The sequence below is a fragment of the Agreia sp. VKM Ac-1783 genome, assembly GCF_900177765.1.
Classification (GTDB): domain Bacteria; phylum Actinomycetota; class Actinomycetes; order Actinomycetales; family Microbacteriaceae; genus Agreia.
In genome coordinates this window covers 1,043,843-1,054,313 of the sequence record NZ_FXWI01000001.1, presented here as the reverse complement: position 1 = coordinate 1,054,313, position 10,471 = coordinate 1,043,843, and the positions used below count along the sequence as shown (strand labels likewise).

The 10,471-nt window shown below is 65.0% G+C and carries 11 protein-coding genes; 2 read left to right on the top strand and 9 right to left on the bottom strand.

What is annotated here, in order from left to right; all coding sequences use genetic code 11:
* Window positions 1-113: 113 nt before the first annotated feature.
* Window positions 114-1,421 (bottom strand): tyrosine--tRNA ligase, encoded by a 1,308-nt coding sequence (gene tyrS / locus CCK87_RS04985; RefSeq protein WP_086460401.1) that lies wholly within the window; start codon window positions 1,419-1,421, stop codon window positions 114-116.
* Between the two features lie 131 nt (window positions 1,422-1,552).
* On the opposite strand from tyrS, the gene CCK87_RS04980 reads away from it, so the two are divergent.
* The gene (locus CCK87_RS04980) at window positions 1,553-2,179 is read left to right on the top strand and encodes a DNA-binding protein (RefSeq protein ID WP_086460295.1); all 627 of its coding nucleotides are present in this window, start codon (window positions 1,553-1,555) and stop codon (window positions 2,177-2,179) included.
* Window positions 2,176-2,904 carry a hypothetical protein gene (locus CCK87_RS18545; protein ID WP_249273710.1) on the top strand — a complete coding sequence of 243 codons (729 nt, stop codon included), beginning with the start codon at window positions 2,176-2,178 and terminating at the stop codon, window positions 2,902-2,904. The genes CCK87_RS04980 and CCK87_RS18545 overlap by 4 nt, the downstream gene beginning before the upstream one ends.
* Window positions 2,905-2,937: 33 nt before the next feature.
* Here the strand turns inward: CCK87_RS18545 and CCK87_RS04970 are convergent, their stop codons facing one another.
* The 8 genes from CCK87_RS04970 to argC are packed head-to-tail and all read right to left on the bottom strand — an operon-like array spanning window position 2,938 to window position 10,460.
* A complete protein-coding gene (locus CCK87_RS04970) occupies window positions 2,938-3,561 on the bottom strand; it encodes a DNA-3-methyladenine glycosylase (protein ID WP_086460294.1) in 624 nt (207 codons plus the stop codon).
* Window positions 3,562-3,565: 4 nt separating this feature from the next.
* The gene (locus CCK87_RS18210; RefSeq protein WP_170927144.1) at window positions 3,566-3,712 is read right to left on the bottom strand and encodes a hypothetical protein; all 147 of its coding nucleotides are present in this window, start codon (window positions 3,710-3,712) and stop codon (window positions 3,566-3,568) included.
* Window positions 3,709-5,160 carry an argininosuccinate lyase gene (gene argH, locus CCK87_RS04965; RefSeq protein WP_086460293.1) on the bottom strand — a complete coding sequence of 484 codons (1,452 nt, stop codon included), beginning with the start codon at window positions 5,158-5,160 and terminating at the stop codon, window positions 3,709-3,711. Before argH ends, CCK87_RS18210 begins: the two co-directional genes overlap by 4 nt.
* Complete coding sequence (argF, locus tag CCK87_RS04960) at window positions 5,157-6,107, bottom strand: ornithine carbamoyltransferase (protein ID WP_086460292.1); 951 nt, start codon at window positions 6,105-6,107, stop codon at window positions 5,157-5,159. Before argF ends, argH begins: the two co-directional genes overlap by 4 nt.
* A 57-nt stretch (window positions 6,108-6,164) precedes the next feature.
* Entirely contained in the window at window positions 6,165-7,358 is a 1,194-nt protein-coding gene (locus CCK87_RS04955) for an acetylornithine transaminase (protein WP_086460291.1), read from the bottom strand.
* Window positions 7,355-8,257: an acetylglutamate kinase gene (gene argB / locus CCK87_RS04950; RefSeq protein ID WP_086460290.1), complete on the bottom strand. Its 903-nt coding sequence runs from the start codon at window positions 8,255-8,257 to the stop codon at window positions 7,355-7,357. Before argB ends, CCK87_RS04955 begins: the two co-directional genes overlap by 4 nt.
* Entirely contained in the window at window positions 8,257-9,417 is a 1,161-nt protein-coding gene (gene argJ / locus CCK87_RS04945; RefSeq protein ID WP_086460289.1) for a bifunctional glutamate N-acetyltransferase/amino-acid acetyltransferase ArgJ, read from the bottom strand. The genes argB and argJ overlap by 1 nt, the downstream gene beginning before the upstream one ends.
* Window positions 9,414-10,460, bottom strand: a complete 1,047-nt coding sequence (gene argC / locus CCK87_RS04940) for an N-acetyl-gamma-glutamyl-phosphate reductase (protein WP_086460288.1) — start codon at window positions 10,458-10,460, stop codon at window positions 9,414-9,416. Before argC ends, argJ begins: the two co-directional genes overlap by 4 nt.
* Window positions 10,461-10,471 lie beyond the last annotated feature (11 nt).

Sequence of the window (10,471 nt, the reverse complement as noted above, 5' to 3'; positions counted from 1 at the left end):
GCTCTTCGGCTTTCCGAACCTGTGGGGTGACAAGAGAAAACATTACGGGCAGATTCTGCGACCGTCAAAACCGGCGTGCAGCCCGGGCGTGTCGCCGCGGAATCCCGCGGATTTCACTCGACGAAGACTCCGGCGAGAGTCTTTTTGCCTCGTCGGAGGACGGCGACTCCCGCGGGCAAAACCGATTTGTCGATGGTGCCCGATTCGTCAGCGACCACCGTGTTGTTGACATAGACGCCACCCTGGGCGATCGCCCGCCGTGCCTCACTGGCACTCTTCGTGAGTCCGGTGTCGACGAGGAGTTGCGTAATCAAGGCATCGGGTCCGCACGTTGTGTTCGGCAGCTCGCGGAGCGCCGAGATGAGCGTGGCGTCATCGAGATCAGCCAGATCTCCCTGACCGAACAGGGCTTGGGCCGCAGCTATCGCCGATTCGGTCGCGTCGACTCCATGCACGAGGGAGGTCACCTCGTACGCGAGCACCTTCTGCGCTTCACGGCGGAACGGCTCCGCGTCGACGAGCGCAGCGAGTCGCTCGATCTCGACGCGGGGAAGGAAAGTGAAGATCTTGAGCCGCGCGATGACGTCGGCATCCAGTGTGTTGAGCCAGAACTGGTAGAAGGCGTAGGGGCTTGTGAGCGCGGGATCGAGCCAGACGGCATTGCCCTCGCTCTTGCCGAACTTGGTGCCGTCGGAATTGGTGATCAGCGGAGTGCCGATGGCATGCGCACTGCCCTGGGCCGCACGGTGGATCAGGTCAGTGCCGCTCGTGAGGTTGCCCCACTGGTCGCTTCCGCCGGTCTGGAGGACACAGTCGAAATTCCGGTACAGCTCCAGGAAATCCATGCCCTGCAGAATCTGGTAACTGAATTCCGTGTAGCTGATTCCCGCGTCGGAGTTGAGTCGAGCACTCACGGCGTCTTTCTTGAGCATGGTGCCGACTCGGTAGTACTTTCCCACATCGCGGAGGAAGTCGATAGCGGAGAGGGGCTGCGTCCAGTCGAGATTGTTGACCATGCGGGCCGCGTTGTCGCCTTCGAAGCTGAGGAACTTCTCGATCTGGCCCCGCAGGTAGTCGACCCATTCGGCGACCGTGTCCTTGGTGTTGAGAGTACGCTCGGCCGTCGGCCGGGGATCCCCGATGAGGCCGGTCGATCCTCCGACGAGGCCGAGGGGTCGGTGACCTGCGAGCTGCAGTCGACGCAGAAGGAGGATCTGCACCAGATTTCCCAAGTGCAGACTCGGAGCGGTCGGATCGAACCCGCAGTAGTAGGTGATCGGCGGACCGGCGAGGATCTTCTTCAGAGCGTCGCGATCAGTGGATACATGGACGAGGCCACGCCACTCGATCTCGTCCCAGACATCGTCGAAAGAGGAATCGTTGTGCTGGCTCGAGAGAACGTCATTCGGGTTGGTCGACACCTGATCCACAGTATCAGCGGAGGCGTAGGCCGATTCCAACAAACAAGGCGGAGGTCTTGATTACCAGGCGATCAGGTCAGTAGGCTTGATCTAGCACGTATCAAGGCTGAGGACTTGACCGGAAGGGCACCATGATCGTCATCACCGCAGACCAGGTCGACAGTCGGAACTCGGCCGACCTGGTGTCGCAGACGACTGCCCGGCTCGAGGAGACATTCGGGGAGGGACTCGCGCTTCCCGTCGACAGGAATGCCGGCGATGAGATACAGGCTCTCATCATCGACGCCGACACGGCGATCGGTATCGTCCTCGACCTCACACGCACCGGAAGCTGGAGCGTGGGCCTCGGAGTGGGCAGCGTCGAACAGCCCCTGGGAAGGACCACCCGCGAGGCTCGGGGCCCTGCCTTCATCGCCGCACGAGCCGCCGTCGAATCAGCCAAGAAGTCCCCCCATCGATTTGCTTGTCGATCGGAAGGTCCGTCGAACACCGCCGACGCGGCTGATCTCGAGGCCCTGATGCTGCTGCTGCTCTCGGTACGCGAACGCCGAACGAAGCAGGGCTGGCAGGTCTACGATCTCCTGGCACAAGGACGCACGCAACGCGAGGCCGCCGGACACTTGGGAATCACGCCCCAAGCGGTGAGTGATCGGATGTCGGTGGCACAGGTCAAAATCGACCTCGAAGCACATGCACCCCTCGGCCGGCTGCTGTCTCGACTCGACTCGACGGATGAGTCACCTGAAGGAAGGGCATGATGGTCATCACCCCGCTGATCGTGTTGCTGGGCATCGGCGTCACGGCGAGTTCCATCGCATTGATTCTCGACATCCGCGCCCACAGTCCGCACGCCCGAGCACCGAGAACAACACGGTCCAGCCGCGTTGTCCTGTATACCCTGAGCATCGTCGCGTGCTGCACACTCGTCGGCGCACTGGCTCTCTCCGGTCTCACACCGAGCGATGACATCGATCACACGCCGCTTACGCGCGTGACCGTGACGCTCCTCACCCTCGTCCTTGCCACAGTAGGCGGAGGCCCATTCGCCGTACTCGCATTGCGCCTCGCGACTCGAGGCGCCAGTCGTGCGGGAGTTCACGGCGGAATTCTCATCACGACGGATGGCCAGCCGAGCGCTCCAGTCAGTCCGCCCGAGTCCCCCGCCACCGGCGGCCTTCTTCGACGCCTTCTCGGCAACCGGCGCACCGATCCGGAGTCGACCGAGCACGCTCCGACCGAACCGGCCATGGGCACGTCGACGGTCGAGGTGCTCCGCGGAGGCACGACCATCGGTATTCTCGAACGTCTCGCAATCGCGGGAGCCATCATCGCCGGCTTCCCCGAGGCCATCGCTGTCGTCATCGCCATCAAGGGCGTCGGCCGGTTCAGCGAACTCGCCGCGGCGGAGGCCAAGGAGCGGTTCATCATCGGAACACTGGCGAGCTTCGTCTGGGCCTGCGCCTGCGCGCTCGTCCTGCGGTGAGCCGACCCTTGTGATCGAGAAGAGCCCGATCCTCTAGCTGCGCTTGCGCGGCACACTCGCACGATACGGCGAGACCGTCGGATCGCCGGTGATGAAGAACCGCCACGGGTATGCCGCCAAGCCACCCGGGCCGCTGACACCGGTGCGCACACTCGTGTCGATGTCGTGCACCGCATCCGAGAGCTCGAGCGAATACACATCGCCCACCACCTCCGCTCCCCCATCCGACAGGGGAATACCCATCGCCTTCGTCAGTCTGGCTGGCCCGCGAGCGAGGTCGCGCAGGGCGACGTTCTCGCCTCGATGCACCCTCGCGAGTTCGACCCCCTCCACGATCTCGCCGGCGCGCAGAAGAACGGCTGATGCCTGGCCTTCCGGCGAACACACGATGTTGGCGCAGACATGCATGCCGTAGGTGAAGTACGTGTACAGCCGCAGCGGCGGCCCGAACATCACCGCGTTCCGGGCAGTCATGCCTCGAAAGCTGTGAGATCCGGGATCTTCACCCACGCCCAGATACGCCTCGACCTCTGTGATCCGCAGGGTGATATCGCCCAGTGCCGAGTGCCGAGTCAGCCGAGCCCCCAGGAGATCGGGAGCGACCTCGACACTGGTTCTGTCGAAGAAACCAGAACTGTTCGAAGCCGGGATGAACATCGATCTAGAACAGGCCCTTGCCCGAGACGACTGATACGACCACGACGAAGACGAGGATCGCGACGGCAACGCCGACGACGATCCATGTCGTGCGCTTCGACATGGGCGGCCGCGAACGTTTCTTCTTGTTGTCGTCGTTACGCAGAGTCACAGGATTCCGATCTCTGGTGCGGCAGCGGCTTGGAGCGCGCGAACGCTCTCCGTGAGTGCGGCCAGCTGCTCCCGCACCCGATCGGGTGCGGTGCCACCTCGCCCATCGCGACTCGAGACCGAGCCTTCGATCGTGAGCACAGACCGCACGGCTGGAACCAGGTGCGGTGACAGCGAGGCGTATTGCTCGTCGCTCAGCTCGTCGAGTTCGAGATCGTTCTCTTCGGCGAAACGCACGAGAGCGCCCGTGATCTCGTGGGCATCTCGGAAGGACACGTGCTGCTTGACCAGCCACTCCGCGACGTCGGTGGCCAAAGAGAAACCCTGCGGCGCCAATTCCGCCATCCGGTCGGTGTGGAAGGTCATGGTCGCGACCATGCCGGTGAACGCCGGCAGCAGCACCTCGAGCGTGGTGATCGAATCGAAGACAGGTTCCTTGTCTTCCTGGAGATCGCGGTTGTACGCGAGCGGAAGACCCTTGAGGGTGGTGAGAAGGCCGGTGAGGTTGCCGATCAATCGGCCCGATTTTCCTCGGGCGAGTTCCGCGATATCGGGATTCTTCTTCTGCGGCATGATCGACGAGCCCGTGGAGTACGAATCCGACAGCGTGACGAAACCGAATTCCTTGGTGTTCCAGAGAATGATCTCCTCGGCGAAGCGCGACAGATCGATGCCGAGCTGGGCGGCGATGAAGGCGAACTCCGCCACGACGTCACGACTCGCGGTTCCATCGATGGAGTTCCATGCACTCCTGTCGAAGCCGAGTTCGACGGCCACGGCCTGGGCATCGAGACCGAGCGTGTTTCCCGCCAACGCACCGGAGCCGTACGGCGACCAGTTCGCGCGGCGATCCCAATCGGCGAACCGCTCGAGGTCTCGCACCAGAGGCCAGCAATGGGCGAGCAGATGATGCGACAGCAGCACAGGCTGAGCGTGCTGAAGATGGGTGCGGCCCGGCAGAATGGCGCCGAAATGCCTGTCGGCCTGAGCAGCGATCGCGTCGATCAGGTCGGTGACGAGGTGCCGGATGCGCGAGGCATGGTCACGAAGCAGCATGCGCACGAGCGTGGCGATCTGGTCATTGCGACTGCGACCGGCGCGTAGCTTGCCGCCCAGCTCGACGCCCGCCCGATCGATGAGCCCACGTTCCAGCGCGGAATGCACGTCCTCGTCCGACGCCAGAGGACGGAATGTCCCGTCGGCGACGTCTGAATCGAGGGTGTCGAGGGCGTCGATCATGCCCGCCAGTTCGGCGTCCGTCAGGTATCCGGCCTGTGCAAGCGCTCGAGCGTGAGCCCGCGAACCCGCGATGTCGTATGCGGCGAGCTGCCAGTCGAAGTGGGTCGACCTGCTCAGCTCGACGAGCTCTGGAGCCGGTCCGCCGGCGAAACGGCCGCCCCAGAGGGCTCCGGCCTCACCAGCACGGTTCGATACGGTGTCGTCGCTCATCTGTCTTCGTTTCCCTTCGCCGCCGACTGCTGGCGAAGAAGCCAGACAAGGAGCGCTTTCTGCGCGTGAAGCCGGTTCTCGGCCTCGTCCCAGATGACGCTCTGCGGCCCGTCGATGACATCGGCGCTGACCTCGTACCCGCGATCCGCTGGGAGGCAGTGCAGGAACAGGGCGTTCTCATTCGCCTGATCGAGAAGAGCCTGATCGACCTGGTATCCCCCGAAGATGGCCACTCGTTCGGCCTTCTCGTCTTCTTTGCCCATCGAGACCCACGTGTCGGTGACCACGATGTCAGCGCCGCGGACAGCCTGAGCCGGATCGACGTGCACGGCCACCGAGCCACCCGTCTCCAAGGCGCGCGCCTCCGCGTCGGAGAAGACAGCCGGGCTCGGGGCGAACTCCGCCGGCGCACCGATGCGCACGTGCATTCCGGCCGTGGCGCACGCGAGAAGGTAGGACTGCGCCATGTTGCTGGCTCCGTCTCCGAGAAACGCGACGGTCTGGCCGGCGAGAACACCACGGTGCTCGCGAATGGTCAGCAGGTCTGCGAGCAGCTGGCAGGGGTGGAACTCGTCGGACAAGGCGTTGACCACGGGAACCGTCGTTCCCTGCGCCATCTCCTCGAGTCCACTCTGTGCGTACGTGCGCCATACGATCGCGGCGACCTGCCGTTCCAACACCCGTGCAGTGTCGGATGCGGTCTCTTTGCCCCCCAACTGGCTCGAGGCCATGCTGATGATGAGGGGGCTGCCGCCCAGGTCGGCGATGCCGACGGCGAACGAGACACGGGTGCGCGTGGACGACTTGTCGAAGATCACCGCAACGGTCTGCGGGCCCGCCAAGGGCTGTACCTGGAATCGGTCTCGCTTCAGCTCCAATGCCAGGTCGAGAATCTCGGCCTGCTCGGCAGGTGAGAGGTCATCGTCGCGCAGGAAATGTCTGGTCACGGGAGAGCTTTCGATAAATGTCGGAAAGGGAAAGACTAGCGGGCGCGGGGGTGCGGTTCAGGCAGAGGGTACTGCGTCGAGGGCCTCACGGAACCGCTCGGCGAACAGCCGGACCTCATCGTCGCCCACGATGAGCGGCGGAGCGATCCGGATGCTCGAGTCGTTGGCCGCATTCACGATGAGGCCAGCCTCGAGCGCAGCCGCCGACACCGCGGCGGCGATCGGGCTGGCCAGACCGACACCGATCAGGAGCCCCCGACCACGGACCTCTGCCACATGAGGCGAATCGATCTCGCGGATGCTCTGCGCGATCTCCGCGCCCCGAGCTGCGGCGTTCTGGATGAGGCCGGCGGACTCGATCTCGGCGAGCACAGCGTTCGCGGTCGCCGTCGCGAGCGGGTTGCCCCCGAAGGTCGAGCCGTGCATTCCGCGCTGGAAGAGCTCGGATGCCCAGCCGAAGGTCACGAGAGCTCCGATCGGGAACCCTCCGCCCATGCCCTTCGCCATCGTCACCGCATCGGGGACAATGCCGAACTGCTCGTAGGCGAACCACGACCCCGTGCGACCGGCACCCGTCTGGATCTCGTCGAGGATCAACAGCACGTCGTGCTCTGCCGTCAATTCACGCGCGCGAACGAGGAAGCCCTCGGGAAGTTCGATGACACCGGCCTCGCCCTTGATCGGTTCGAGGATGAGCGCGGAGACCGATCCGTCGATGGACCGCTCGAGGGCCTCGATCGTCGAGTCGATGTGCTCCACACCCGAGGGCATGGGTTCGAACGCGTCGCGCAGGGCAGGCTTTCCGGTCAGGGCGAGTGCGCCCATCGTGCGCCCGTGGAACGAGTCGTGCACAGCGAGAATGCGGTGACGGCTACCCGTCTTGTTGAGCCGAGCAAGCTTGAAGGCGGCCTCATTCGCCTCGGCGCCCGAGTTGCCGAAGTACACTCGGCCCTCGGCGCCGGCGCCCGTGATTCTCTTCAGCCGCTCGGCGAGCTCGAGCTGCGGCGCAGTGGTGAAGTAGTTCGACACATGCGCGAGCGTCGCGGCCTGACGCGAGACCGCGTCGACGAATGCCGGATGCGCGTGGCCGAGTGAGTTCACGGCGATGCCGGCGAGAAAGTCGAGATACTGCTTTCCCGATTCGTCCCAGACGTAGCAGCCGTCTCCTCGGGTCAAGAGCGCGAAGGGCGAACCCATCGACTTCATCAGGGAGTCGCCGAAACGATCCGACCATGCTGTCTCGGTGCTCACAGTGCCTCCCGGCTGACCTCGGTGCCGATGCCGCTCTGGGTGAAGACCTCGAGCAGGATCGAGTGGGGCGTACGTCCGTCGATGATTGCAGCCTTCGCCACTCCCCCGTCGACGGCTTCGAGGCAAGCAGCCATCTTCGGGATCATCCCGGATTCCAGCGTGGGCAGCAGAGTGCGCAGCGACTCCGCGTCGATGCTCGACACCAGGGAGTCGCGGTTGGGCCAGTCGCTGTACAGCCCCGGCACATCAGTGAGGATGACCAGTTTGATTGCTCCGAGTGCGACCGCAAGCGCTGCGGCCGCCGCATCGGCGTTCACGTTCAGCGACTGGCCGGGATTGTCGACGTCTGGTGCGATCGATGAGACGACGGGAATGTAACCGGCCTCGGCGCGCTGCCGGACGGCATCCGGATCGACAGCGACGATGTCACCGACCTGGCCGATGTCGATCTGCTCGCCGTCGATCTCGATCGTGCGCTTGCGGCCGGCGAAGAGTCCGGCGTCGTCTCCGGAGAATGCGACGGCGAGAGGCCCGTGCTCGTTGATGTGCCCGACGATCTCTCGACTGATCTGGCCCGCGAGAACCATGCGCACGACATCCATCGCCTCGGGGCTGGTCACTCGATAACCGCCGCGGAACTCGCTCTGGATGCCGAGGCGATCGAGCATCGCCGAGATCTGCGGGCCGCCGCCGTGGACGACGACCGGGCGGATGCCGGCGTAGCGCAGAAAGACCATGTCTTCGGCGAACGACTTCTGCAGGGCCTCGTCGACCATGGCGTTGCCGCCGAACTTGATGACCATGATCTGGCCGTGGAACCTCTTGAGCCACGAGAGGGACTCGATCAGCGTCGAGACCTTGTCTCCGGCGGAGGGAAGCGGGGTCGGGATCTCAATCATCAGGTGGCGTATGCGCTGTTCTCGTGGACGTAATCGTGGGTGAGGTCGTTCGTGAGGATCGTCGCCGTGGATGCGCCGACCTTCAAGTCGATGAGCACGTGCACGGCGCGGGGCGTGAGATCGACGGAATCGCTCGGCTGATCCGGCTGGCCCGATGAGCAGACGCGCACCCCGTTTATCGTCACGTCGATGTCGAACGGGTCGAACTCGGCCTGGGTCGTTCCGACGGCGGCGAGCACGCGCCCCCAGTTGGGGTCGTTGCCGAAGACGGCGGCCTTGAACAGGTTGCTGCGCGATACCGCGCGGCCCACGTCGACCGCCTCGTCTTCTGTCGCAGCACGGATCGTCTCGATCGTGATGTCGTGGCTCGCTCCCTCGGCGTCGCCCTGCAACTGCCGGGCCAGATCGGCGCAGATCGACGTGACGGCCGCCTCGAATTCGGCCGAGTCGGGGGCTACTCCGGATGCGCCCGACGCCATGATCGTGACCTGATCGTTCGTTGACATGCACCCGTCAGAGTCGAGCCGATCGAAGGTGACCCTCGTCGCCGCACGAAGGGCCGCGTCGAGCTGCTCGCTCGTGACGTCGGCATCGGTCGTGATGACGACGAGCATCGTGGCGAGCCCTGGGGCGAGCATGCCCGCACCCTTCGCCATCGCGCCGATGACCCATCCCGACGGCGACGTCACGACGGCCTGCTTAGGATGCGAGTCGGTCGTCAGGATCGCGCGGGCCGCGTCGGGTCCGCCGTCTGCTGTCAGCGCTGGGGCGGCGAGATCGACACCCGCGAGAAGGCGGTCTCGGAAGCTCTGGTCTCCCGTGCCGATGAGCCCGGTCGAGCAGACCAGCACATCGCCCGACGAGACTCCCAGCCGGGCCCCCACCTGTTCTGCCGTCTGGTGCGTCGTCTGAAACCCGAATGCACCGGTGTAGCAGTTCGCGCCGCCCGAATTGAGCACGATCGCTTCGACGGATCCATCGAGGATCGCCTGGCGCGACCAGATGATGGGGTTGGCCGTGCAGCGGTTGCTCGTGAATACAGCCGCCGCCGATCGGAGCGGGCCGAGGTTCTGCACCAGGGCGAGATCGAGCGCGCCCGACTCCTTGAGTCCCGCTGCGATTCCGGACGCGACGAATCCTTGGGCTGCGGTGACACTCACGGGGCGACTCCATTCACCGGTAGACCGGTCGTTTCGCCCAGACCGAGCGCGATGTTGGCCGATTGGATGGCGGCGCCGGCCGTTCCCTTGACGAGGTTGTCGAGGGCGGTCACGGTGACCACTCGGCCTGCCGCCTCATCGACAGCAAGGCCGACGAGGGCGACGTTCGCGCCGGTGACGTCGCCGGTGCGCGGGAATCGACCCTCGGGAAGCAGGTGCACGAACGGCTCGTCCGCGTAGGCGAGCTCCCAGGCGCTGCGCACATCGGATGCCGTCGCCCCGGGCGCGAGTCGAGCCGTCGACGTCGCGAGGATGCCCCGCGACATCGGGACGAGCACGGGAGTGAACGACACCGAGATGGGTGCGCCGGATGCCCCCCGCAGATTCTGGATGATCTCCGGCACGTGACGGTGCCGTCCTCCGACACCGTACGCGCTGGCCGACCCCATGATCTCGGATGCCAGAAGATCGGTGCGGAGCGCTTTTCCGGCACCGGAGGGACCGACCGCGAGAACAGCGACGATGTCATCACCCTCGATGACGTGGGCGGCGAGTCCGGGAGCCAGCCCCAGCGAGATCGCCGTGACGTTGCATCCGGGAACGGCGATGCGCTTCACCCCGACGAGCGCGTCGCGCTGCCGCGACCCGTCGTGCCTGATCAGCTCGGGTAGGCCATAGGGCCACGATCCGTAGAACTCTCCGCCGTAGAAATCGGCCCAGTCGGTTTCATCCACGAGGCGGTGATCGGCACCGCAGTCGACCACGAGCGTCGACGGGTCGAGGTGCTCGGTCAACTCACCGGACTTGCCGTGCGGGAGGCCCAGAAAGACGACGTCGTGCCCGTCGAGGTTCTCGGGAGTCGTGTCGACGAGCTCGAGATGCGCGAGCGAACGCAGATGCGGGTGCACGTCGATCAGTCGCTGTCCGGCGTTGGCGTGAGCCGTGACCGTCGTCACCTCGAAGTCGGGGTGGTCGGCGAGAAGACGCAGCACCTCGCCGCCGGCGTACCCGCTCGCACCGGCAACAGCAACCGAATAAGTCATGCCTTAAATCT